General features: G+C 72.9%; 24 protein-coding genes. 8 read left to right on the plus strand and 16 right to left on the minus strand.

Translation table 11 applies throughout. The features are described from left to right. Positions 1-57 precede the first annotated feature (57 nt). Positions 58-825 carry a hypothetical protein gene (locus PD653B2_RS09210; RefSeq protein ID WP_085872084.1) on the plus strand — a complete coding sequence of 256 codons (768 nt, stop codon included), beginning with the start codon at positions 58-60 and terminating at the stop codon, positions 823-825. On the opposite strand, the gene PD653B2_RS25855 is transcribed toward PD653B2_RS09210, so the two are convergent. From PD653B2_RS25855 to PD653B2_RS09230, 6 genes are all read right to left on the minus strand, one after another. After that, entirely contained in the window at positions 826-948 is a 123-nt protein-coding gene (locus PD653B2_RS25855) for a hypothetical protein (protein ID WP_278247517.1), read from the minus strand. Positions 949-1,095: 147 nt separating this feature from the next. Beyond that, the gene (locus tag PD653B2_RS09215; RefSeq protein ID WP_085872085.1) at positions 1,096-1,305 is read right to left on the minus strand and encodes a hypothetical protein; all 210 of its coding nucleotides are present in this window, start codon (positions 1,303-1,305) and stop codon (positions 1,096-1,098) included. A gap of 27 nt (positions 1,306-1,332) precedes the next feature. Continuing rightward, complete coding sequence (locus PD653B2_RS24855; RefSeq protein ID WP_165763398.1) at positions 1,333-1,497, minus strand: hypothetical protein; 165 nt, start codon at positions 1,495-1,497, stop codon at positions 1,333-1,335. Positions 1,498-1,579: 82 nt separating this feature from the next. Then, entirely contained in the window at positions 1,580-1,906 is a 327-nt protein-coding gene (locus tag PD653B2_RS09220; protein ID WP_085872086.1) for a WhiB family transcriptional regulator, read from the minus strand. 126 nt (positions 1,907-2,032) lie between these two features. Continuing rightward, on the minus strand, positions 2,033-2,341 hold the full coding sequence (locus tag PD653B2_RS09225) for a hypothetical protein (RefSeq protein WP_085872087.1): 309 nt from the start codon (positions 2,339-2,341) through the stop codon (positions 2,033-2,035). Positions 2,342-2,456: 115 nt separating this feature from the next. Further along, a complete protein-coding gene (locus tag PD653B2_RS09230) occupies positions 2,457-4,496 on the minus strand; it encodes an ATP-dependent DNA helicase UvrD2 (RefSeq protein ID WP_085872088.1) in 2,040 nt (679 codons plus the stop codon). Between the two features lie 79 nt (positions 4,497-4,575). On the opposite strand from PD653B2_RS09230, the gene PD653B2_RS09235 reads away from it, so the two are divergent. Next, positions 4,576-4,827 carry a mycoredoxin gene (locus tag PD653B2_RS09235; protein WP_085872089.1) on the plus strand — a complete coding sequence of 84 codons (252 nt, stop codon included), beginning with the start codon at positions 4,576-4,578 and terminating at the stop codon, positions 4,825-4,827. A gap of 104 nt (positions 4,828-4,931) precedes the next feature. Here the strand turns inward: PD653B2_RS09235 and nudC are convergent, their stop codons facing one another. Then, on the minus strand, positions 4,932-5,840 hold the full coding sequence (gene nudC, locus PD653B2_RS09240) for an NAD(+) diphosphatase (RefSeq protein WP_085872090.1): 909 nt from the start codon (positions 5,838-5,840) through the stop codon (positions 4,932-4,934). A 30-nt stretch (positions 5,841-5,870) separates the two neighbouring features. On the opposite strand from nudC, the gene deoD reads away from it, so the two are divergent. Beyond that, positions 5,871-6,578, plus strand: coding sequence for a purine-nucleoside phosphorylase (deoD, locus tag PD653B2_RS09245; protein ID WP_085872091.1), 708 nt, complete (start codon positions 5,871-5,873; stop codon positions 6,576-6,578). Here the strand turns inward: deoD and PD653B2_RS09250 are convergent. Then, complete coding sequence (locus PD653B2_RS09250) at positions 6,569-7,132, minus strand: hypothetical protein (RefSeq protein ID WP_085872092.1); 564 nt, start codon at positions 7,130-7,132, stop codon at positions 6,569-6,571. The two genes, deoD and PD653B2_RS09250, sit on opposite strands and share 10 nt — an antisense overlap. Positions 7,133-7,196: 64 nt before the next feature. Between PD653B2_RS09250 and PD653B2_RS09255 the strand changes: the two genes are divergently transcribed. Further along, the gene (locus tag PD653B2_RS09255; RefSeq protein ID WP_085872093.1) at positions 7,197-8,252 is read left to right on the plus strand and encodes an FAD-dependent oxidoreductase; all 1,056 of its coding nucleotides are present in this window, start codon (positions 7,197-7,199) and stop codon (positions 8,250-8,252) included. Here PD653B2_RS09255 and PD653B2_RS09260 read toward each other — a convergent pair. Genes PD653B2_RS09260 through PD653B2_RS09285 form a run of 6 tightly spaced genes read right to left on the minus strand, consistent with a single transcriptional unit; the run spans position 8,219 to position 17,070 of the window. Beyond that, positions 8,219-11,398 carry an ATP-dependent DNA helicase gene (locus PD653B2_RS09260; RefSeq protein WP_242665213.1) on the minus strand — a complete coding sequence of 1,060 codons (3,180 nt, stop codon included), beginning with the start codon at positions 11,396-11,398 and terminating at the stop codon, positions 8,219-8,221. The genes PD653B2_RS09255 and PD653B2_RS09260 overlap by 34 nt on opposite strands. Then, positions 11,395-14,652, minus strand: coding sequence for an ATP-dependent helicase (locus tag PD653B2_RS09265; protein WP_085872094.1), 3,258 nt, complete (start codon positions 14,650-14,652; stop codon positions 11,395-11,397). Before PD653B2_RS09265 ends, PD653B2_RS09260 begins: the two co-directional genes overlap by 4 nt. Before the next feature lie 43 nt (positions 14,653-14,695). Beyond that, the gene (locus PD653B2_RS09270; protein WP_089503919.1) at positions 14,696-15,175 is read right to left on the minus strand and encodes a hypothetical protein; all 480 of its coding nucleotides are present in this window, start codon (positions 15,173-15,175) and stop codon (positions 14,696-14,698) included. 10 nt (positions 15,176-15,185) lie between these two features. Next, entirely contained in the window at positions 15,186-15,449 is a 264-nt protein-coding gene (locus PD653B2_RS09275) for a hypothetical protein (protein WP_085872096.1), read from the minus strand. Continuing rightward, positions 15,446-16,777, minus strand: a complete 1,332-nt coding sequence (locus PD653B2_RS09280; protein ID WP_085872097.1) for a C2 family cysteine protease — start codon at positions 16,775-16,777, stop codon at positions 15,446-15,448. The genes PD653B2_RS09275 and PD653B2_RS09280 overlap by 4 nt, the downstream gene beginning before the upstream one ends. Then, complete coding sequence (locus tag PD653B2_RS09285; protein WP_085872098.1) at positions 16,774-17,070, minus strand: type VII secretion target; 297 nt, start codon at positions 17,068-17,070, stop codon at positions 16,774-16,776. The genes PD653B2_RS09280 and PD653B2_RS09285 overlap by 4 nt, the downstream gene beginning before the upstream one ends. Before the next feature lie 88 nt (positions 17,071-17,158). Here PD653B2_RS09285 and PD653B2_RS09290 point away from each other — a divergent pair, with 88 nt between their 5' ends. From PD653B2_RS09290 to PD653B2_RS09305, 4 genes are all read left to right on the plus strand, one after another. Next, on the plus strand, positions 17,159-17,743 hold the full coding sequence (locus PD653B2_RS09290) for a DJ-1/PfpI family protein (protein ID WP_414689161.1): 585 nt from the start codon (positions 17,159-17,161) through the stop codon (positions 17,741-17,743). A 158-nt stretch (positions 17,744-17,901) separates the two neighbouring features. Continuing rightward, positions 17,902-18,141, plus strand: a complete 240-nt coding sequence (locus PD653B2_RS09295; RefSeq protein ID WP_085872100.1) for a hypothetical protein — start codon at positions 17,902-17,904, stop codon at positions 18,139-18,141. A 33-nt stretch (positions 18,142-18,174) separates the two neighbouring features. After that, positions 18,175-19,332, plus strand: coding sequence for a CaiB/BaiF CoA transferase family protein (locus PD653B2_RS09300; RefSeq protein WP_085872101.1), 1,158 nt, complete (start codon positions 18,175-18,177; stop codon positions 19,330-19,332). Further along, positions 19,329-19,973 (plus strand): class I SAM-dependent methyltransferase, encoded by a 645-nt coding sequence (locus PD653B2_RS09305; RefSeq protein WP_085872102.1) that lies wholly within the window; start codon positions 19,329-19,331, stop codon positions 19,971-19,973. The genes PD653B2_RS09300 and PD653B2_RS09305 overlap by 4 nt, the downstream gene beginning before the upstream one ends. Before the next feature lie 171 nt (positions 19,974-20,144). Here PD653B2_RS09305 and PD653B2_RS09310 read toward each other — a convergent pair whose 3' ends face one another. Together PD653B2_RS09310 and PD653B2_RS09315 are read right to left on the minus strand one after the other, a co-directional pair. Then, positions 20,145-21,602 carry a benzaldehyde dehydrogenase gene (locus PD653B2_RS09310; protein ID WP_085872103.1) on the minus strand — a complete coding sequence of 486 codons (1,458 nt, stop codon included), beginning with the start codon at positions 21,600-21,602 and terminating at the stop codon, positions 20,145-20,147. Between the two features lie 320 nt (positions 21,603-21,922). Then, positions 21,923-23,176: an HNH endonuclease signature motif containing protein gene (locus PD653B2_RS09315; RefSeq protein ID WP_085872104.1), complete on the minus strand. Its 1,254-nt coding sequence runs from the start codon at positions 23,174-23,176 to the stop codon at positions 21,923-21,925. Positions 23,177-23,379 lie beyond the last annotated feature (203 nt).

Genomic DNA, 23,379 nt, shown 5'->3' on the forward strand with positions numbered 1-23,379 from the left:
GACGCGAGGCCTGTGGATGACGCGGACCGACCCGTGCGCGGTGGGTAGGGACCAGCCATGCAGCTGCGACCCGGACTCCACGTCACCCGCCGCGACGACGACCACCTGCAGGTCGGGGTCGACCCGCCCTGGCGCCTGGTGGTGCCCGACGAGCCCGACGTACGCCGCCTCCTCGACGACCTGAGCGGCGGCCGGCCGGCGGACCCGGAGACCGCGTCCGGCCACCGGGTGCTCCGCGCGCTGCTGGCCGCGGACATGCTCGTCGACCCCGCGCTCCGCTCAGAGACCGCCCGGCGACGCGCCGCGGCGCCGGTCTCGGTCGAGGCGGCCGGCCAGGAGGCGGGCGACGCGGTCCGGCTGCTCCGGGCCGCCGGCTGCCCGGTCGTCTCGCCCCACGAGGCGACGGTGGCCCTGCTGGTGGCCGAGGGCGAGCCACGGCGCGACCTCGTCGACGCCCACCTGCGCGACGGCCGCGCCCACCTGCCGGTCGCAGCCACCCCGCGGGGCTTCGTGCTCGGGCCGTTCGTGGTGCCCGGCGCAACGGCCTGCGTGCGCTGCGTCGACGCCCACCACGGCACGCACGACCCGCGCCGCGCGGTCGTGGTCGAGCAGCTGGCCGGGCTCGGTGCCGGCCCGCGCGACCCCGCGCTCGCCGCGATCGCGACCGCGTGGGCGGTCCGCGACGTGCTGGCCTACGTCGACGGCGACCAGCCGTCGACGTGGTCGGCGACGGTCGGGCTCGGCCCCGACCTCGAGCCGGCCCGGCGCGCGTGGGCGCGGCACCCGCACTGCGGCTGCGCGTGGGACCTGGCCGTCAGCGGCTGATCACCAGAACTCGGTGTCGAGCTTGCCCTCCATCGCGCGCAGATGCGTGCGCGAGCAGTCGTCGCAGTACACGTTCTTCCGGCCCTTCTCGACCGAGGTGGTCCAGGTCAGGGTCGACGCCACGTCGGCTTCCTGACGTCCACAGAAGCTGCAGGTCAGCACGTCCTCGAGGGTACCCCTGAGCTGCCGAGAGCCGGGTACGGCGACCTGGTGGTCGTCGTACCCGGCTCTGTGTCGGACACCCGCGATCAGGGTGTGGCCGGTCGGTCCTTACAGCGCGCGGGCGAGAGCGAGTCGAGCCTGCTGCGCGGCCCGCTCGGCCTTGCGGCTGAGCCGGCGAGCCCGGGCCAGCTGGTGGCCGAGCCGAAGCTGCTGCGCCTCTCCCAGGCGCGCGGACATTTGTGCGCGGGCCAGATTTTCGTGCAAGAGATTCATCTCGTGACTTCCGTTCGGGTTCGAGTTCGTGGTGGTGGTGTTCATCGGGTTCTTCCTCGTGCGTAGCGGCGCTCAGAGCGTCCGGGCGAGCGCGAGACGGGCCTGCTGCGCGAGCTGCTCGGCCTTGCGACCGGAGCGGAGCACGCGGGACAGCTGGCGTCCCGGCCGGCACTGCTGTGCCTCACCCAGGCGGGCGCTGATCTGCGCGCGTACCAGGTCGTCGTGGTGGATGTTCATGGCAGGTCCTTTGACGTCGTTGTCGAAGAGATGGAGGTTGTCGGTCGGGTCGTGCTGGTCAGGAAGCGGGAGTGCCGGTGGATCAGGCGGCCGCTTCGTTCTTGCGGGGACGGCCGCGGGGCCGCTTGCGGGGGATCACCACTCCCTGGAGGAAGAGCTGGCCACCCCAGACGCCCCAGGGCTCACGGCGTTCGAGCGCACCGTCGAGGCACAGCGCCTGGACCGGGCAGGCCAGGCAGAGGGCCTTGGCGTCCTCCACATCGGCGGGCGACTCGGCGAACCACAGCTCCGGGTTGTTGACCCGGCACGGCAGCAGTTCTTCGTCCACCTGGCCGGCTGTGTCGTGGAGCTGGCCGAGGCTGACATCGGCAGTGGTCCCATCGGTGCGGACGAGTTCGCTGACAGTCATGTTTTTCACCTCCTTCTTCTGACCTGATCGCGTGGGTGTTGCGGTGAGTCGTGGTCCGAGAAACAGAAAGGCCGCGGATCCCGGGTTTCGGGTTCCGCGGCCTGGAGGCTGCCGATGCTGTTGGTCTCAACAGTTCGGTGGTCTCCAGGCAGAGGTACCCGGGAAGTAGGCCGAGCCCATGTCGCCCGTGAGGACGGCCTTGGTGCCCGTGATGCCGGCGACGAGATCCCGCTCGATGCGGCGGCCAGCGGACACAGTGGTGCCCTGGACGTCGACGAGGCGCGCGCACGCGACGACCGTGTGGACGTCGAAGGCGTGGCCGGAAACGGGCATGCCGAAGCCGGACGGGATCTGAGCCGTCATCCGGAGCTTGATGTTGTTCACAATGGCCACCTCCTTCGGTTCGTCGTGCGCCGATCTTGTCAGGATCGTCATGCGCTGCTGTGCTTGCCCGGGAAAACTATCGTGTGCCGCCGGTAATGGGCAAACGATTTAATGGGTATTTCTCGAAAAAAGTCTGATGCGTCCGGTCCGGCCCCCGGGGAGGCCGTCAGCCGACCACGGTGAGGACGTCCTCGCCGTACCGCTCGAGCTTCGCCTGACCGATGCCGCTGATCCGCAGCAGCGCCTCGGGACTGCGCGGCTTGTGCTCCGCGATCAGCTGCAGGGTCGCGTCGGTGAAGACGACGAACGCCGGCACCTCCTCCTCGCCGGCCCGGTCGCGGCGCCACTCGCGCAGTCGCTCGAAGAGCTCCTCGTCGTAGGACGCCGGGCAGTCCGCGCAGCGGCCGCGCTTCTTCTCCGCCCCGGTCGAGAGCGGCTTGCCGCACTCGCGACAGCTCATCACCTTGCGCCCGCGCGGTGCCTCGCGCGCGCCGCGGGCCTCGTCGGGCAGCAGCCGGTCGAGGAACCGGGACGGCTTGCGGGTCGCGCGGCCGCCGGGGTTGCGGGCCTGGGCCCACGACAGCGCGAGGTCGACGCGGGCGCGCGTCATCCCGACGTAGAGGAGCCGGCGCTCCTCCTCGATCGCGGCCGGGGTGTCGGCGTAGGTGATCGGCAGGGTGCCGTCCTGGAGGCCGCAGAGGAACACGGTGTCCCACTCGAGGCCCTTGGCGGCGTGGAAGGTGGCGAGCGTGACGCCGTCGGCGACCGGGGCGTGCTGCTCGGAGGCGCGGCGGTCGAGGTCGTCGACGAACACGTTGAGGTCGGCGTCGGGGTGGGCCAGGGCGAACTCGGTCGCCTGGTGGAACAGCGCCTGCCAGGACTCCCAGCGGTCGCGGGTCTGGCCGCGGGCGGTCGGCGCCTCGGCGCTCCAGCCCATGCCGGCCAGGGTGCCGTGCACGGCGTCGACCCAGCTGTCGGACGACTCGGCCTCACCGGAGCGGGCCGCACCGCGGAGCCGCGTGACCGCCTCGCGCACCTCGGGCCGGTCGAAGAAGCGGGCGGCACCGCGCACGACGTACGGCAGGCCGCGCGCGGAGAGCGCCTCCTCGAACGCCTCGGAGAGGGCGTTGATGCGGAAGAGGATCGCCACCTCGCTCAGGGGGCGCCCGGCGTCGCGCAGCCGGGTGATCTGGGCCGCGACCGCCTCGGCCTCGGCGACCTCGTCGGGGCGAGGCGTGTAGGTCACCGTCGGGCCGGACGGGCGCTGCGCGCGCAGCTCGACGCCGCGGCTGGCCGAGCCCGCGAGCAGCGCGTTGGCGGCCGTCACCACTTCGGGGGTCGAGCGGTAGTTGCGGACCAGCTCGATCGAGGTCGTGCCGGGGAACTTGGCCCGGAAGTCGCGCAGGTAGTCGGCGTTGGCGCCGGCGAAGGAGTAGATCGTCTGGGCCGGGTCACCGACCACGCAGAGCTCGTTGCGGCCGCCGAGCCACAGGTCGAGCAGCGCGGACTGGATCGGGGAGACGTCTTGGAACTCGTCGACGACAAACCACTTGTACTGCCGGCGGACCTGGGCCGCGACCCGCTCGTCGTCGGCGAGCATCCCGGCGGTGAGGAGCAGGACGTCCTCCATGTCCATCCGGCCCTGGCCGCGCTTGACCTCCTCGTAGCTGCCGAACACGCGGCCGACGGTCTCCGGGTCGTGGCCGGTGACGGTGCGCCCGCGGGCGAGCGCCACCGCGGCGTAGTCGTCGGGGTGGACGTTGCTGACCTTGGCCCATTCGACCTCGGAGGCGAGGTCGCGCAGCAGCGCCTGGTCGGCGGGGAGCCGCTGGCGCCGCACGGCCGTCGCGAGCAGGCCGATCTTGGACTCGATGAGCGTGGGCAGCTCGGTGCCGTGGGCGTGCGGCCAGAAGTAGCGCAGCTGGCGGAGCGCGGCCGAGTGGAAGGTCCTCGCCTGCACCGGGCCCGCTCCCAACGCGCGCAAGCGCCCCCGCATCTCGCCGGCGGCGCGGGTGGTGAAGGTGACCGCCAGGACCTCGGTGGGGGCGTAGACGCCGGTGGCCACACCGTGCGCGATCCGGTGGGTGATCGCCCGGGTCTTGCCGGTGCCGGCTCCGGCGAGCACCCGGACCGGTCCGCGCAGCGCCTCGGCGACCTGGCGCTGCTCGGGGTCGAGCGCGGCGAGCAGGTCGGGGGCGAGGGCCATGCGGGGGAACAACTCCTCAGACGGGATGGTTCTATCGGCGAGACGTTCCAAACCCTAGACGCCGGAGGCGACAGTCCGAATGAGCGGTTCCTTCACGATGTACTCCACCCCGTGGTGTGGCTACTGCCACCGTCTCAAGGGCCAGCTCGACCGCGAAGGCATCGCGTTCGACATCGTGGACATCGAGCAGAATCCCGAGGCGGCGCAGATCGTCGAGTCCGCCAACAACGGCAACCAGACCGTCCCCACCCTGGTCTACTCCGACGGCTCCGCGCAGACGAACCCGTCGCTGGCCCAGGTCAAGGACAAGCTCGCCTCGCTGGCCGTCTGACGCAGTGCGGGTTTCACCGGGCACCCGGTGAAACCCGCACGACACGCCGACGAGTCACGGCGTGTCGTGCGGCTTTGGCACGACAAGTACGGCGTACGGCGTGCTCACCACTGGCCGGGGAGCGGACCGCCGTACCAGTGCTCGACCAGGGAGCGGCTGATCGAGATGCCGCCGGGGAGCACGAGGGTGCCGGCCTCGGCGAGCTCCTTCATCTGCGCGCGGGTGAACCAGCGCGCCTCCTCGATCTCGTGCTCGTCGACGGTCACCTCGGTCGTCGTCGCCCGGGCGACGAACCCCAGCATCAGGCTGGCCGGGAGCGGCCAGGGCTGGTTGCCGAAGTACTCCACGTCGCCGATCTCGATGCCGACCTCCTCGGCGACCTCACGCCGTACGGCGTCCTCGAGCGTCTCGCCCGGCTCGCAGAAGCCGGCCAGGGTGGAGAAGCGCCCCTCCGGCCAGACCGCCTGGCGGCCGAGCAGGCAGCGCTCCTCCTCGGAGCCCGGCTCCCCCGACGTGACGACCATGATCACCGCGGGGTCGGTGCGCGGGAACTGCGTGTGGCCCTCGGAGCACACCAGCTCGTGACCGGCCTTGGTCGGCTCGAGCGGCCGGGCGCAGCGCGGGCAGAAGCGGGTCACGAAGAGCCACTCCGCCAGCCCCAGCGCGTGGAAGACCAGCGGCGCGCTCGCGAGCGTGTCGTCGGCCAGGTGGGGCAGCAGGCCGCGCAGCGGCAGCCACTCCCCCTTCTCCGCCGTCGAGGCCGCGGCGTCGGCGATCAGCGCGAACCACGCCCGCCCGTCGTGCTCCCCCAGCAGCACCCGCAGCCCGTCCGGGGCGTCGGCCGGGGACACCCAGTCGATGCGACCGTCGACCGGCTTGATCCGGGTGCCGGACACGACCAGGACCCGGGTCTCCGGGTCGGACCAGCGCTGCTCGAGCCAGTCGTCGTCGGCCCGGTGGACGCCGAGCCGGTCGTGCGGGTTGGCGGAGAGCAGCTCATGCGGGTATGTCACTCGGACGAGACTAGTTCTAGGCTCGCGCCGGTGAGCACCCACATCGGCGCCCAGCCCGGCGACATCGCCCCCCTCGTCCTGATGCCCGGCGATCCGCTTCGGGCGAGGTGGATCGCGGAGACCTTCCTCGACGACGCGCGCTGCTACACCGAGGTCCGCGGCATGTACGGCTACACCGGCACCTGGCGCGGCCACCCCGTCTCCGTGCAGGGCTCCGGCATGGGCCAGCCGTCACTGGCGATCTACGCCAACGAGCTCTACTCGGAGTACGACGTGCAGTCGGTCATCCGGGTCGGCTCCTGCGGCGCCCTGACCGAGAAGCTCGCCGTCCGCGACATCGTGATCGCCTCCGGCGCCTGCACCGACTCGTCGATGAACCGGATCACCTTCGGCGGGCTCGACTACGCGCCGGTCGCCGACTTCGGCCTGCTGCACGCGGCGTACGGCGCTGCGTCCGGACGCGACGGCGTGCACGTCGGCCTGATCTACAGCAGCGACTCGTTCTACCCGTCGCGGCCCGAGCTCTCGGCGCGGATGGTCGAGTACGGCGTGCTCGCGGTCGAGATGGAGGCCAGCGCCCTCTACACGCTGGCCGCGAAGCACGGCCGCCGCGCGCTGGCGATCTGCACGGTCTCCGACCACATCGTCACCGGCGAGCAGACGACGTCGCAGGAGCGCGAGCAGACCTTCGGCGCGATGGTCGAGCTCGCGCTCGAGGCCGGGCTCGCTCAGAGCTGAGCCCGCAGCCGGTCGAGTGCCTCGTGGGTCAGCCAGGCGGCGAACGCCTCCGTGTCGACCGCGAGGTTGGGCGGCAGGGTGATGGTCCCGGGCCGATCCCGCCGGCGCCGACCGGCGAGGCGCACCACCCACGACCGCGACCCCACCCAGGCGTCGTAGAACTCGTCGCTGACCACGATCGCGATCCACCGGTTGTGGCTCGCGGAGTAGGCGATCGCGCCGGACAGCTCCCCCCAGGGCACCCGCAGCACGCCGTGCCGGACCGTGATGCCCTCGGCGTCCACGAGCACGACGGGTGAGGCCCACGACCCGAGCCGCAGGACCTGCTGGACGGACATCACCAGCAACGGGACGGTGATCAGCATCAGGAGCGCGCCCACGACCCGGATGCCGACGCCGTCCGCGAGCAGCAGGCAGGCCACCGAGATCATGCCCATGTAGAGCCCGACGACGGCGTAGAGCCACGACCGCCACCGCTTCACGTCGACGGCCACCCGCCCGGAGCTGCGCAGCTCGACGCTCCACGCGACGCCCTGCGGATCCGTCGTCACCATGGCCGTCGTCTGCCACCGGACGGCGCGCGCGAAACATCCGTGCGGCCGGCGGTGTTCTCCCACCGTGGAGATCTACGACGCGGTGGTCATCGGTGCGGGCCAGGCCGGCCTGTCGACGTCGTACCACCTCAAGCGGCGTGGGATCTCCCACGTGGTGCTCGACGCCGACGACGCGCCCGGCGGCGCGTGGCAACACCGCTGGGACTCGCTGACCATGCACGACGTGCACGGCATCGCGTCGCTCCCCGACTCCGCGCCACCGGGGACGACGGACGGGCGCGCCAACACCGTGGTGCCGGCGTACTTCGCCGACTACGAGCGCACCCACGACCTGCCCGTCGTCCGGCCGGTGCGTGTCGACAGCGTCACCGACGACGGCCTGCTCGTCGTGCACGCGGGCGACCGCACCTGGAGGACCCGCACGCTGGTGAACGCCACCGGCACCTGGTCGCACCCGTTCGTGCCGCGCTACCCGGGCATGGACACGTTCCGCGGCGAGCAGCTGCACACGGTCGACTTCCCCGGAGCCGACCGCTTCCGCGGCAGGCGCGTGGTCGTCGTCGGCGGGGGCGCGTCGGCCGTCCAGTTCCTCGGTGAGCTGGCGCCCGTCACCGAGACGCTCTGGGTGACGCGCCGCGAGCCGGTCTGGCGGACGGACGAGTTCAACCCCGACCGCGGCCGCGAGGCAGTCGCGCTGGTGGAGGAGCGCGTCCGCCGTGGCCTCCCGCCGGCCAGCGTCGTCAGCGTCACCGGGCTGGCGCTGCGCGAGCAGGAGCGCGAGGCCGAGCGGCTCGGCGCCTACGAACGGCACCCGATGTTCGCGTCGGTCGAGCCGGACGGCGTGCGCTTCGCGGACGGGTCGTTCGAGCCGGCCGACGCGATCCTCTGGGCCACCGGCTTCCGGCCGGCCGTCACCCACCTCGCACCCCTGCACCTGCGCTCCGAGCACGGCGGCATCCAGCTCGACGGCACCACCGCCGTCGCCGACCCGCGGGTCCAGCTGGTCGGCTACGGCCCCTCGGCGAGCACGATCGGCGCCAACCGGGCCGGCCGCGCCGCGGCCCGCGGGGTCGCGACCTGGCTGGGTCAGGAAGGGTCGAGGATCGCCTCGAGCGCCTGACGGTCCGGCAGGTCGGGCGGCTCGACCAGGTCGCCGGTGCGGACGTAGTAGAACGCCGCGCGCACCGACTCGAGCGGCACGTCGTGCAGCTCGGCCCAGGCCAGCCGGTAGATGCCGAGCTGGAGCGGGTCGGCGGTGGCGCCCCGGTTGGTCTTCCAGTCGACCAGCAGGTAGCCACCGTCCTCGGCGTACACGGCGTCGATCCGCCCCCGCACGACCTGGCCCGCGAGCACCAGCGCGAAGGGTGCCTCCACCTGGTGGGGCGTACGGGTCGCGAAGGGGCCGGCCTCGAAGGTCGCGATCAGGTCCTCGAGGTCGGTGTCGTCGTCGATGCCGGCGTCGGCGCGGCCCGGCAGGTCGCCGTAGTCGAACAGGTCCTGCTGGTCGAAGCGCGCCTCGACCCAGGCGTGGAAGCGGGTGCCGAAGCGGGCCGCCGACGACGGCGGTCGCGGCATCGGCCGCGCCAGCTCGCGCGCGAACGTCTCGGGGTCTGCGTGCAGCCGGCCGAGCGCGGTCGCCGACAGGCTGCTCGGCAGGGGTACGGCGATGTCGGAGCTGCGGTCGCGGCGCGCCTCGGTGAGCAGCCGGTCGAGCTCGGCGTCCCAGTCGCCGACGCGCGCCGACTCGATCATGTCGAGGCCGTGGTCCTGCCCCGCCGCGTCGATCTCGCGCACCCGCCGGGCTGCCTCGATGCGCAGCGCCGCCTCGCGGCCGGTGCCGGTCGGCGGCCAGGGACGGGACGGGTCGACGGCGGCGTAGGGGTTGGGGTCGCCCTTCTGCGGCTTGTCGAGCCAGCCGTCGACCGGCTCACCCCAGGCGAGGAGCTGGTCGCGCACCGTCTCCTGGTAGGGCGACGGACCGAACGGCGTGGCGCGCGGGCTCCACAGGTAGGACGTGACCGAGAGGTGGTGGGCGGCGCGGGTGAACGCGACGTAGCCGAGCCGCAGCTCCTCCTCCGCGTCGTGGGCGCGGGTGTCGGCGCGGTACGCGTCGAGCGCGGCCTTGTCCCAGCCGTGGAGCTGCGGCAGGTCCGGGGCGTCGCCGCGCAAGGGCGCCGGCAGGATCGACGGGGACGACGTCCACAGGGTCCGCGAGCGGTTGGACGGGAAGCGGGTCTCACAGACGCCGACGAGGAAGACCGAGTCCCACTCGAGGCCCTTGGAGCGGTGCACGGTCAGCAGCTTGACCGAGTCGGCCTCGGTCGGGGTGGCGATGTCGAGACCGTTGCCCTGGTCGTCCTCGGCGGTCAGGTAGGCCAGCAGCGCGGGCAGCGTGACGTCGCCGTCGACGGCCTGGAACTCCGCCACCGCCTTCACGAACAGGTCGAGGTTGTCGCGGCGCGCGGTCGCCGCCGGACTGACCGCGGAGGCGAGCTCGACGTCGGTGCCGCTGGTGTCGATGATGCGGCGGACGATGTCGAGCAACGGCTCACCGACGGTCGTGCGCAGCATCCGCAGCTCGCTCGCCAGGAGTGCGAACCGCTCCCGCGCCTCGGCTGAGTACGGTGCGTCGCCCGGATCGGCGAGGGCGTCGTCCAGCGACGGGATCTCGGCCGGGTCGATGCCGTCGGCGATGTCGAGCAGGTGCTCGGTGATCGTCGCCGAGTCGCCACCGCGACCCTGCCGGCCGGCGATCTCGGTGGCCCGGCGGCTCAGCAGCCGCAGGTCACGCGGGCCGATCGCCCAGCGCGGGCCGGTGAGCAGGGTGAGCAGCGACGCGTTGGCCGTGACGTCGTGGAGCAGGTGGAGGGTCGCGACGATCTCGGCGACCTCGGGCAGCCGGAGCAGGCCGGACAGGCCGACGATCTCGACCGGGATCCCGGCACCGGTCAGCGCGTCGAAGACGTCCTCGGCGTGCGCGTTGTCGCGGGTGAGGACGCCGATCTTCGCCCAGCCCCCAGGATCAGGCCGAGCGCCGTGCGCTGCCGTCACCGCCTCGACCAGCGCGTCGAGCTCGTCGCCGTGCGTCTCGAACACGCGCAGCGCGACGGAGCCGGCGTCGGCCTCCGGCTTCGCGACCAGGGGCTCGACCTGGCCGTACCTGTCGTAGAGCGGCGCGGCGAGCCGGTTGGCGACCTCGAGGATGCGCGCATCGGAGCGCCGGTTGACCGTCAGCGGGTAGACCGGCACGGGCCCGGCCTGGGACGGGAACGTGTCGGCGAAGTTGAGGATGTTGGACACCGACGCGCCGCGCCAGCCGTAGATCGCCTGGTTGGGGTCGCCGACCGCGGTGACGGCGTGGCCCCCGCCGAAGAGCCGCGAGAGCATGGTCGCCTGGGCGACCGAGGTGTCCTGGTACTCGTCGAGCAGCACGACCTTGAACCGGGACCGCTCCAGCGCACCGACGTCGGGCTGCTCGCTGGCGAGCCGCGCGCCGAGCTCGATCTGGTCGGAGAAGTCCATCAGCCCGAGGTCTCGCTTGAGCCGCCGGTAGGCCTCCACCAGCCCGAGCAGCTCACCGCGGCGATTGATCGCGAAGATCGCCTTCTCGGGGCCCTCGCGGTAGGTGGTGCGGTTCTTGCCGGCGACCTCCTCGGCCAACGCCCGCTCGAACTGCACCCGGGCGTCCGTGTCGAGCGCGCGCACGTCGTCGGGCGAGACGAGGTGCTCGCTCATCGCGCTGTCGAGGGCGAGGAGGTTCTGGATCGCGGTCGCGGGGTGGTCGGTGAGGTGCCGGACGTCGCCGGTGAACCGGTCGACCGCCCGGGCGCCGAGCTGGTAGCGCGCCGCGTCGGTGATCACCCGGGTGTCGGGCTCGTGCCCGATCCGCAGCCCGTGGTCGGTGAGCAGCCCGGCGGCGTACGCGTTGTAGGTCAGGACCGTCGGCTCGAGGACGTCCTCGCCTTCGTCGACCTCCTCCAGCGCCCCGGCGGTGCGCAGCGCCGTGCGGATCCGGTGGCGCAGCTCGCTCGCGGCCTTGGTCGTGAAGGTCAGGCCGAGCACCTCGTCGGGGCGCACCTGGCCGGTCACGACGAGGTAGACCACGCGGGCGGCCATCAGCGTGGTCTTGCCGGAGCCGGCACCGGCGATCACCACCGCGGGCGAGAGGGGGGCCGAGATCGCGGCCCACTGCTGGTCGCTGGGCGCGTACGGCGTCTTCATCACCCGGGCGAGGTCGTCGGGGGCCTCGATGCTGACCGTGGTCACTGCGACGTCACCGACCCGGCGCCCTTGATCGGGCAGATCGGCACGAAGCTGCACTCGCGGCAGTGCTGACCCGCCACCGCCGGGAACTCCTCGGCGCGCAGCAGCGACGCCGTGTGGCGGAGCCGGTCGCGCAGCAGCTCGCGGTCGGGGCCGTCCTCGGGCTGCGCGGCCTGCGACTGGACGACCGCCTCCGGGCCGCCGTCGAGGATGCCGAGCTGCACCAGCTCCGCGCCCCCGGCGTGGGCCTCTCCCCCGGTCAGCTCGTCGACGGCGCCGTGGTCGACGGCGTACTGGTAGAGCCCGAGCTGCACGTGGGACTCGACCGACTTGGTGCTGGGCTTGGTACGGCCCGTCTTGAGGTCGACGACGACGACGTTGCCGTCGGCGTCGAGCTCGATCCGGTCGGCGTAGCCGGACAGCGTCACCCGCTCGCCGTCCTCGAGCTCGACCACGGTCTCGAACTTCGCCTCGGTCTCGAGCAGCCGCCGCGGATTGGCGACGTGCCAGCGCAGGAACCGGCCGAGCGCGGCCCGCACGCGCTCGTGCTCGCGGGCCTTCGACCAGGGGGTGCGGAAGTCGAGCCGGTCCCACACCGCGTCGACATGGGTCATCAGGATCTCGACTCCGGTGTCGACGTCACCGCCGGTGTCGATCTCGCCGGCAGCGACGCGCTGCGCCAGCGCGTGGAGCAGCTCGCCGAGGTTGGCCGACTGGTGGGCGCGCGCGACACCACCGGCCTCGCGCTCCAGGAACCACTGGGTCGGGCAGACCCCCAGCGACTCGAGGATGCTCGCGGAGACGGGCACCGGCTGGTCCGGGTCGCGCACCGGCTGGACCGACCGGCTGGCTGCGCGGGTGCCCCACCAGGTCGCCGGGTCGGCGCTGGGCACCAGGGCCCGCTCGCCGACCGACTCGCCCGCCAGGCGCGCCAGCCGGCGGGCCGCGGCGTCGCGGAGCGGCTCGCTGGTGGCGGGGTCGGCGAGGGTGCGTCGCAGCTCGCTCACCAGGCCGGCCATCGACAACGGTCGGAGGGGTCGGCCGACGACCTTCTCGACGGTGACACCGAGCTCGTCGAGGAAGCGGGACGGCTGCTCGCCGTCGTCCTCGGCGGAGGCCACCGCGGTGACGACCAGGCGCTGGCGGGCGCGCGTGCACGCGACGTAGAAGAGCCGGCGCTCCTCCATGAGCAGCTCGCGCGGCGACACCGGCGGGACGATGCCGTCCTCGCCGATCCGGTCGGCCTGGAGCAGCGTCGAGCGGCGACGCAGGTCGGGCCACCCCTCCTGCTGCACGTGGGCGACGACGACCAGCCGCCACTCCAGGCCCTTGGACCGGTGGGCGGTCAGGAGGCGTACGGCGGCGCCGCGCGCGCCGCGGTCGGCCAGGGTGTCGGCGGGGATCTGCTGCTGCACCAGCGTCGCCAGGAAGGCGCGCACCCCGACGTGGTCGCGCTGCTCCTCGGCGCGGGCGGCGACCTCGAAGAGCGCGCACACGGAGTCCAGGTCGCGGTGGGCGCGGCGGGCGGCACCCCCGCCGAGGTCCACCGAGCGGCGCAGCCGGGCCGGCCAGCCGGTGCGCGACCAGAGCATCCAGAGCAGCTCCTCGGCGGACGCACCGCTCGCGAGGTCGGCGCGCGCGTCGACCAGCAGCTGGGCCAGCGCGCGGGCACGCACCACCTCGGGGCCCGGCAGACCGTCGAGACAGCCGGGCTCGACCACCGCAGCGCGCACCAGCTCGCGCGACGTGCGTGGCGGGCGGTCCTCGGCCTTGCTCTGCTCCTTCTCGAGCGCCCGCAGCTGCCGGCCCAGCCGGCGTACGTCGCCGGCGTCGAGCCCGCCGAGCGGCCCCAGCAGCAGCGCCTCCGCGCGCGCGGCGTCGAGGTAGTCGACGTTCTCGACGCCGCCCTTCAGCTGCGGGGCGTCGAGGTTGACGACCGCGCGCAGCCCGTCGAGCAGCGGCAGCACCGCGGGGTCGCGGACCAGGGGCACCTCGTCGCTGGCGACCTCGACCGGCACGCCGGCCGCACCGAGCGCACGACGCAGCGGCGGGATCGACGTGCGACCCGAGCGGACCAGCACCGCCATGTCATCCCACGCGATGCCGTCCTCGAGATGGGCGCGGCGCAGCAGGTCGGCGAGGTGCTCCGCCTCGGCGCGTTCGGTGTCGAAGGTGCGCACGACGACGCGCCCGTCGCCCAGCGGGCCGGAGACCGCCTGCGGGTCGAGGAACGCCTGGCGTGCCTCGAGGGGGATCGAGCCCGGCAGCGCGAGCCGGTGGGCCAGCCGCTGCGACGCCACCAGCACCCGCGGCCCGAAACGGCGGGTGGCGCGCAGCGCGACCACGTCGGCCGGGGCGCCGTCGGCGCGCGGGAACTCGGTCGGGAAGTCGAGGATGCCGCGCACCTCGGCGCCGCGGAAGCCGTAGATCGACTGGTGGGGGTCACCCACGACCGTGAGGTCGCGACCGTCGCCGGCCAGCGCGCGCAGCAGCGCGACCTGGCCCGGGTCGGTGTCCTGGTACTCGTCGACGAAGACGTGGCGCAGCCTGGCCCGCAGCTCGTCGCGGTGGACCTCCGCCTCGATGGTCGCGCGGCGGATCAGGTCGGCGTAGTCGATGGCACCCTGGCTGTCGAGGCTGTCGAGGTACTGGTCGAGGAAGAGCCCCGCGGCCACGAACTCCGGGACCCCCTCGGCCTCACCGAGGGCGCGCAGCTCCTCGCCGTCGAGGCCCTTCTCGCGGGCACGGGACAGGACCGCGTGGACCTCGCGCGCGAAGCCGCGGGTGCCGAGCGCGCGGGACAGCGAGTCGGGCCAGCGGACCGACTCGGGGTGGTCGGTGAGCAGCTCACGCAGCACGACGTCCTGCTCCGGGGCGCTGAGGAGACGCAGCGGGGCCTCGTAGAGCTCGGCCGGCGCGTAGCGGCGGATCAGGGCGTAGGCGAACGAGTGGAACGTCGAGCTGAGCGTCGTCGACATGGTGCGGCCCAAGCGGGCGGTCACGCGGTCCCGGAGCTGCTCGGCGGCCTTGCGCGAGAACGTGAGCGCGAGGATCTCGTCGGGGCGCGCTCCGCGGTGCTCGATCCGGTCGACGATCGTCTCGACGAGCGTCGTGGTCTTGCCGGTGCCGGGCCCGGCGAGCACCAGCAGGGGCCCGCCCGGGTGGTCGACGACGCGCTGCTGGTGCTCGTCGAGCGTGGGCACGTCGACGGCGACGTCGGGCCGCACGAGGCGGTACGTCGTCGGGGTCGTCGTCATGTGGCTAGCCAACCACCCGCCGCCGACACGGTCGCGCGGGCGGTCAGCCTGCGTCGTCGTCGGGGCAGTCGCCCTCGACCGGCGCGACCACCCGGAGCGTGCTCGTCCCCTTCGCCCGGACCGTCACCACCGCGCCGGTGTCGTCCTCGGTGACGTCGAACCCGCCGTAACCGCCGGGGATGTCGAGATCGTCGCCCAGCGTCCAGCCGTCCGGGACGGCGTCCTCGACCGCGGCCCGGACGTCGTCCCACGACACGTCGCGTCCGAACCACACCGGCAGCTCGTGGCTCGCCGACCAGTACACGCAGACGTCGTCCTCGACCGTGTAGCCGGCCGGGAAGTCCACGGACTCCGTCGTGCCCACGGCGTCCGCGACGGCCGAGGCGAGGTCGGCGGCGAGCGTGCCGTAGCTGTCGGGTGCGGCCTGGGCGGAGACCGCGGGATCGAGGTCGTCGTCGAGGCCGGGCGTGTCCTCGCCGCTGCACCCGGCCGACGCGCCCAGCAGGAGCAGGAGGAGGACCACCGGGGCCAGCTTAGGCACCGGCGTCCCGGAACGTGATCGTCACGGCCCCCCGGCCACCCGGCTCGGGTCGGACCTCGTCGAGGGTGACGGTCGCGACGCCGAAGAGGTCCTCGGTGTCGCCGGCGGCCAGGTCGACCCGCTTGTTCTCGCGGTCGCTGCGGATCATCAGCCGCGCCTTGCGCACACCCTGGTGCTCACCGACTGCCATCACGCCGACGCGGACCCCGGCGTACGACGGCTGCGAGCCCTGCCGGACGTCGATCGTGGAGCTCATCGGTTCCTCCCCGCGACGCTGGATGTGTCATCGAAGCTCTCGTGGAACTGCTGCTCGGTCAACCAGAGGGCCCCGGACTTGTCCTCGCCGTCGAGGGGGCCACCGTCGGGACCCCACGGGTTGACGACGTGCACCTTCAACTCGCCGTCGACCTGGCGCACGTCGTCGATGACGTAGGCGTGGTTGGGGACGACCCGGTCGTCGTCGACCTCGTCGTCGAACGGGTTGAACGTGTCGGAGGTCTCCGTCGAGACAGCGTAGATCCGGCCCTCGTCGAGGCCCTCGCGGATGTCGGACAGGCTCATGTCGTCGTGGGTCTCGGCGTGCCGCCCGGTCACCATCTCGAGCGAGTCCTGGGCGTAGCCGCCGTCGATGTCGTCGTAGTCGCCGCCCCGCATTGCGGCCGCGGCCTTCTCGTAGATCGACGCCCAGGTGGGCCGGCCGTCGGCGTCGTGCACGCCGTCGGCGATCGTCGAGGCGTCGACGGTGACGGTCACCGGCACCAGATCGCCGTCCTCCTCCCGGTAGAACGTCACCTCGTAGCTGCCGTCGGGCTGGGCCTGGATGTGCTCGCGGATCCAGTCCGGGTCGGAGGCCGCCACCGCGCCCGCGCCGGCCAGGAACCAGCAGTCGCCGATCTGGCCCTGGAAGAGGTGGGCGAGCGAGAGGTCGTCGTCGGTCAGCCCGACCGGCCCGTCGAGCGGGTCGTGCGTGCCCTTGCCGGTCGGGTCGTCGACGCTGTCGCCCGAGCCGGCCAGCCCGACGGCGCCCCACGGCAGCACCCCGGCCTCGTCGAGCCGGGACGCCGCGTCGTCACCGGCCGTGCGGACGTCGTCACGGGCACCGTCGAGCATCGCGCAGGCGCCGTCGCGCAGGTCCTTGCCGGCCGGCAGCATGGCGAGCACGACGCGCGGCGGCGCGACGAACGGCAGGTTCGGTACGCCGGCGGCGTGGGCCGCGGCCTCGACCCGCGCCGCCGCATCGTCGGCCGCCACCCGGAGGCCGGCCTCGAACTGCATGATCGCGACACCGGCGGTGGTCTTCGCGGCGGTCAGCGTGTCGGAGAAGTCGAGCAGCGCCGCCCGGGCCCGGGCGAGGCTCTCCGCTGCGGACGTCCAGCCTTCGGTGTCGAGCCGCTGCCGGGTGCGGAACGCATCGCCCGCCGCACCCACCCACTCCGGGCGGACGGCGGCGAGGTCGGCGCCCGCGTCGTTCCAGCTGTCCGCGACCGGGCGCAGGGACGCGCCTGCCTGCGCGGTGGCCGACGGGTCGCCCGGCACCAGCTCGTCGACCTGCTGCTCGAGCAGCAGGTTGGTGAAGGCGCTCACGGCCCGCCGACCAGGTCGTCGATCAGCCGGCCCAGGCCGGAGGCGGCGAAGGCGTCGGTGATCTCGTAGGTGGTGGCGGTGAACCGGAGCCCGCTCGCGATGCCCCGGGTGGCCTCGACCAGCTGGGCGGCACCGTCCTCCCAGGACGAGGCGAACGACGCCATCGCCGCCGCGAGCCCGTCATGCCCGACGTCGCCCGAGAGGTCGAGGCTCAGTCCGTCGGCCTCGCTCGCCGCAACCACGGCTTCCACCTGGTCCGCTGCCTGTCGCAGCTCCGCTGGATCGACGTCCACGAGAACCCCCGAAAAGTCCGACTGCCGGTCGTCTCATGCCCCGGCGAGCGGCTCCCGAAACGGCGGCGGGGCGGCCACAATGGCGCCCGTGAGCACCCGTACCGTCGCCATCTTGGTCTTCGACGACGTGGAGGTGCTCGACTTCGCCGGCCCCTACGAGGTCTTCAACGTCGCCAGCGAGCTCGGCGAGGGCCACCCGTTCTCGGTGTTCTCGGTCGGCCTGACCGGCGCGCCCGCCGTCGGCCGCGGCGCGTTCACCGTGCAGCCGACGTACTCGATCGACGACGCGCCGCCGCCCGACGTGCTGATCGTCCCGGGCGGTGCCGGTACCCGTCCGCTGCTGAAGGACGAGCGGCTGCTGGCCTGGGTGCGCGAGCGCGCGGCCGAGGTCGAGCTGCTGGTCTCGGTCTGCACGGGCGCGCTGGTCCTCGGGGCGGCGGGCCTGCTCGAACGGCGGCCGGCCACCACCCACCACGACGCGTACGACGAGCTGGCGGCGCTGTCGCCGACGACGCAGGTGGTGCGCGGCCAGCGGTTCGTGCGCAGCGCCGAGAGGATCCTGACCTCGGCCGGTGTCTCCGCCGGTGTCGACGCCAGCCTGCACGCCGTCCAGCTGCTCACCGGCCAGGAGACGCGGGACCGCACCGTCGCCGAGATGGAGTGGATGTGGTGAGCTGCCCCAGCCTGAGCGTGCGAAGGCTGGGGGCCAGCAGCCAGGTCGAGTTGCGCTGCCCCAGCCTGAGCGTGCGAAGGCTGGGGGCCAGCAGCCAGGTCGAGTAGCCGCGCGGGCGAGGAACGAGCCCGCGACCGGCGTATCGAGACCAGGTCGGGATGGGTCTCGATACGCTCGCTGGCGCTCGCTACTCGACCAACGACGACACGGCGGACGCTCGCTACTCGACCAACGACGACACGGCGGACGCTCGCTACTCGACCAACGACGACACGGCGGACGCGCGCTCCTCGACCAACGACGACACGGCGGACGCGCGCTCCTCGACCAACGACGACACGGCGGGCGCTCGCTCCTCGACCAACCAACTGCGGCCGGGTTGTCACCTCTCGCCGTAGGACCGCCCGTCGCCCCTCGGTAGCGTCACCCGCATGACCGAAGGACCGCTGTCCGACCTGATCGTGCTCGACCTGACCCGCGCGCTCGCCGGCCCCCACGCCGCGATGATGCTCGGCGACATGGGCGCCCGCGTGATCAAGATCGAGCCCCCGACCGGTGACGACACCCGGTCGTGGGGGCCGCCGTTCATCGGCGAGCGCGAGGAGCAGGAGTCGACGTACTTCCTCTCGGCCAACCGCAACAAGGAGTCGCTCGTCCTCGACCTCAAGGACGAGGACGACAAGGAGGTGCTGGCGAAGCTGGTCGCCCGCGCCGACGTCTTGATGGAGAACTACCGCGTCGGCGTCCTCGACCGGCTCGGCTTCCCGGTGTCGCGGCTGCACGAGCTCAACCCGCGCCTGATCGTCCTGTCGATCACCGGGTTCGGCCACGACGGCCCGGAGGCGAAGCGCGCGGGCTACGACCAGATCGCCCAGGGCGAGGGCGGGCTGATGTCGATCACCGGCACCGAGCAGCCCACGAAGGTCGGCGTCCCGATCGCCGACCTGATCGCGGGCATGAACGGCGCCTTCGGGGTCCTGGCCGCGCTCCACGAGCGCGAGACCACCGGCCGCGGCCGGGTCGTGCGCACGTCGCTGCTCGCCGGCATGGTCGGCGTGCACGCCTTCCAGGGCACCCGCTGGACCGTCGCCAAGGAGGTGCCCGGCCTGGCGGGCGATCACCACCCCTCGATCGCGCCGTACGGCATGTTCGCGACCGCGACCGCGCCGGTGCAGATCGCCTGCGGCTCCGAAGGGCTGTGGCGCGCGTTGTGCGGCGCCTTCGGCTGGGACCCCGCCGAGGCGGAGTTCGCGACCAACCCGCTGCGCGTGGCCAACCGCGAGGCGCTGGTCGCGCGCATCGAGTCCCTCTTCAGCTCCGGGCCTGCCGAGCACTGGCTGGAGAAGCTGTCCGACGCCGGAGTGCCGTCGGGCAAGGTGCGGTCGATGGACGACGTCTACAGCTGGGACCAGGTGCTCTCCCAGGGGCTGCTGCTGTCGGTCGACCACGCGACCCAGGGCCGGCTCGACCTGCCCGGGTCGCCGGTCCGCTTCGACGACAACCCCTTCTCGAGCGGACGGTCCACCCATGAGGCTCCCCCGACGCTCGGGCAGCACAACGAGTCGATCCGGGAGTGGCTGGACTCGTGAGTCGCGACTGGCACGCGTGGCACGAGGAGTATGCCGACCCGGCGTCGTCGCGGTCCCGGCGCCTCGACGTGGTGCGGACGCAGCTGCGCGCGCTGCTGTCGGAAGCGGCCGGGCCGGTGCGGCTGGTCAGCATGTGCAGCGGCGACGGACGCGACACGCTGCCGGTGCTCGCCGAGACCGGCGCCGACATCGACGCGGTGCTGATCGAGCTCGACGCCGAGCTCGCCGAGACCGCCCGGCGGGCCGCCCACGAGCTGGGCCTCGACGGGGTCGACGTCCGGACGGCGGACGCCGGCACCACCGACTCCTACCGCGGCGCCGTGCCGGCCGACGTCGTGATGGCGTGCGGGGTGTTCGGCAACATCACCGACGACGACATCGCGGTGACCGTGGCGCGGCTGCCGTCCCTGATGCCGCCCGGTGGGCACGTGATCTGGACCCGCGGCAACCGGGTGCCGCTCGACCCGACCGGCTTCGACGGCGACCCGAGCGACTACGTCCGCGGCCTCCTGCACGTCGTCGGCTTCGAGGAGGTCGCGTTCGTCCGCCCGGACGACGCGGGCTTCCGCGTGGGCGTGCACCGCTGGCCCGGTCCGGCCGCCGCGTTCGAGGACGGCGTCCGGATGTTCAGCTTCGTGTGACCGGTGACCGGCCGGTGGTGCGCACGGACAGCTTCTCGGTCGCGACCGTGGCCCTCGTGTCTCCCCGTCTGAGGAGATGGCGGCGTAGGTCGTACAGCACCGGCTTGTTCTCGAAGTCGCTGTAGCCCGCCATCTCGACCGCATCGCGGCCCGGCCCAGCGCGCCCGACTCCTAGAAGGGGTACGGCGCGATCTCGGGACGCATGGTGAGCCACTGGATCTCGGTGAACGACTCGATGTTGGCCTGGGCGCCGCCGATCCGCGAGCCGTTGCCCGACGACTTGGTGCCGCCGAACGGTGCGTTCGCCTCGTCGGAGACCGTCTGCTCGTTGATGTGCACCTTGCCGGAGCTGACCCGGTCGGCCAGCCGCATCGCGTCGGCGAGGTCGCCGAGGACGCCGACCGAGAGTCCGTACTCGTTGTCGTTGACCAGCGCGACCGCCTCGTCGAGCGTCGAGAACGAGACCACGGGCGCGACCGGACCGAAGATCTCCTCGGTCCAGGCCGGGTTGTCCTGCGCGACGTCGGCGAGCACGGTCGGCTGGTAGTAGGGGCCGTCGTTGGTCCCGCCGGCGAGCAGCCGGGCGCCGTGCTGGACGGCGTCCTGGACGATGCCGTCGACGCGCTTGAGCTGCTTCTCGTCGATGATCGGGCCGAGCGCGACGGTGCCCGACTTCGGGTCGCCGACGGGCAGGTGCTGCGCCTTCTCGGCCAGCGCCGCGACGTACTCCTCGTAGAGGGACTCGTGGACGATGTGACGCCCCGAGGTCATGCAGATCTGGCCCTGGTGCATGAACGCCCCGAAGGCGCCCGCGGACGCGGCCTTCGCGACGTCGGCGCCCTGGAGCACGACGAGGGCGTTGTTGCCGCCGAGCTCGAGGTGCGCGCGCTTGAGGCCGCGGGCGGCGGCCTCGCCGACCTTGCGGCCGGCGGCCGTGGAGCCGGTGAACGCGACGACCGCGACCTCGGGCGCCTCGACGACGGCCGCGCCGATCTCGCCGTCACCCGGCAGGAGGGAGAGCAGCCCGTCGGGCAGGCCGGCCTCCTGGAAGATCCGCACCAGCACGACGCCGCCGCAGACCGCCGTACGCGGGTCGGGCTTGAGGAGGACGGCGTTGCCGAGCGCGAGGGCCGGGGCCACCGCGCGGATGCTGAGGATCAGCGGGAAGTTGAACGGTGCGATCACGCTGACCACGCCGACCGGGCGGCGTCGGGCGAAGGACCAGCGGTCCTCGTTGGTGGTGAGCACCTCGCCGGCCGGGTGCCCGGGCAGGCCCGCGGCCTCGTAGCACTCGCCCGCGGCGATGTGGGTCTCGAGCCCGGCCTTGGGCGGAATGCCGCCGGACTCGCGGACGATCCAGTCCTCGATCTCGGCGGCGTGCTCCTCGAACAGCTGACCGGCCCTGCGCAGCACGGCGGCCCGCTCCTCGGGCTTCCGCGCGGCCCACTCCTGCTGGGCCCGCGCCCCGACATCCGCGGCCCGGCGTACGTCGCCGACCGAGGCGACGCCGTACTCGCCGAGCGTGTCGCCGGTCGCCGGCTCGATCGCGCGGGCGGTGCCGCCACCCCCGTCCGTCCACCCGTCGATGAAGATCTTGCCGGTCCAGGTCTCAGTGTCGAGGAGCGTCATGCCCCGAGTGTTGCTCGCTACCTCGCGCGACACCAGAGCTGGCGATGCCCGATCGCAGGCCGGCCACATGCCACCCGACCGAGCTCGTCGAGCAGTACCTCCTCCTCGCGGCAGGCCCGCGCGCCGTTGGTCGAGCAGGTCGCGCCGGCGTGGCCTACGGGTCGCTTCGGGTTGCGCGCCGACAGGCTGACAACGGGACGGGCGGGCGTTGGGTTGCGGTCGCCTCCCGGCTCAGCGGTGGTTGAGGAAGGACGAAGTCCTGTCTCGAAACCCCCGCGCCGGTGATTGAGGTGGTGAAGCGGGTGCCAGGGTCGGTCGGCCTAGGTCCGCCTGGTGAAGGCGACCTTCCCGCCGGGGTGTTGGGTCGTGGTGAAGCCCGGATCGTGGGCACGGGCGTGGTGCTTCGGGCAGAGCAGGCGGCCGCGTTCGACGTTGGTGCCGCCGCCGCGCGACCAGGGGTGGTCGTGGTGGGCGTGGCACAGGCCGGGTGGCCAGTCGCAGCCCACGGTGGTGCAGCCCTGGTCGCGGATGGTCATCGCGATCCGCATCGGGCCGGTGTGGAAGCGGGCCTTGCGGCCGAGGTCCAACACCGCCGAGGGACCACCGAGGACGGCGGGGATGATCCCGGCCTCGCACGCCAGGCGGCGGGCGAGCCCGGGTGAGATGCGTTCGCCGGTGTCCAGGCTGGCTGCCTGCAGGCGGCCCTCCAACGTCTCCAGCGTCATGGTCACGACCACGGTGGCGTTGAGCCCCCCGGAGTGGGGGAGCCGGTCGACGGGGTAGCGCTGGATGAGCTCGGCGAACGCCCGGCCCATGCGTTCGGGTCCGGGCCGTCGTTGACCGAGGAGGCCATTCGTGGCTGCTTGGTGCTGGGGGGCGGCGATGGCCAGGAGCGCCTTCTTGAGCATGGCCCCGGTGAGGGTGTCGAGGGTGAACCGGCCGTGCACACGGCCGTGGCCGTCCTCGGCCATCGTGAGCCGCAGTGAGGCGGCGGCTTCGGCTTCTTCGCGTCCCAGGATCTTCGCTTCGCGGGCGTCGGCCTCCTCGGGGGCGACGACCTCGAAGAGTCGCCGGCCCAGGATGCGCAGGGTCTTCGCGTCGTGGTGGCGGGCTTCGGCGACCAGGTGCGCCTCGGCCCGCTCGACCAGCGTCTGGTCGAGGTCGGCGGGCAGCTGCTCCACCGCCCGCACGATCACCTGCGCCTGCTCCACCAGGACATCACCGGCGGCCAGCGCGACCCGGACGGGCTCGTGGCCGTTGCTCAGCGCGGTCGCGAGACTCATCTGCCGGATCGCCTCGCGCCGGGTCTGGTTGGTGGCGTGCGCCCACCAGACCGCGGTCGAGGTCGCGCCACTGGCTTCACCGACTGCGGCTTCGTCGGCATGCGCGGCGACGCGGAGCTTCAGCTCCGCGACCCGCGCCTCGAGCTCGGTGCACGCGATCAACGTCGCCGCGGTCTCGTCCGGGTCCATCGACCACATCGGAGTCTCGGCGACCTCGTCAACGACGTCGTGCAGCCGTGCGACCGCAGCCGACACGGGGTGTCGTGGTGCGGTCTGGGTGCTGGTCGCCATACCGACCACTCAAGCAGGGACCACCGACAATGAGGCCCTGATTTCCTGTGGACGACCGGGGTCTGAGGTAACGGTCCGGTAACAGTGTTTCGCCTTTGTCCACAGGGGTTTCGCGACGGTCACGCGTCGTGGTTGAGGAAGGACGAAGTCTTGTCGCAAAACCCCCGCAACCAACGCGGCCACGTCGGCTGCGGGGGTTTCGA

The sequence above is a fragment of the Nocardioides sp. PD653-B2 genome (assembly GCF_002117935.1).
GTDB lineage: Bacteria > Actinomycetota > Actinomycetes > Propionibacteriales > Nocardioidaceae > Nocardioides.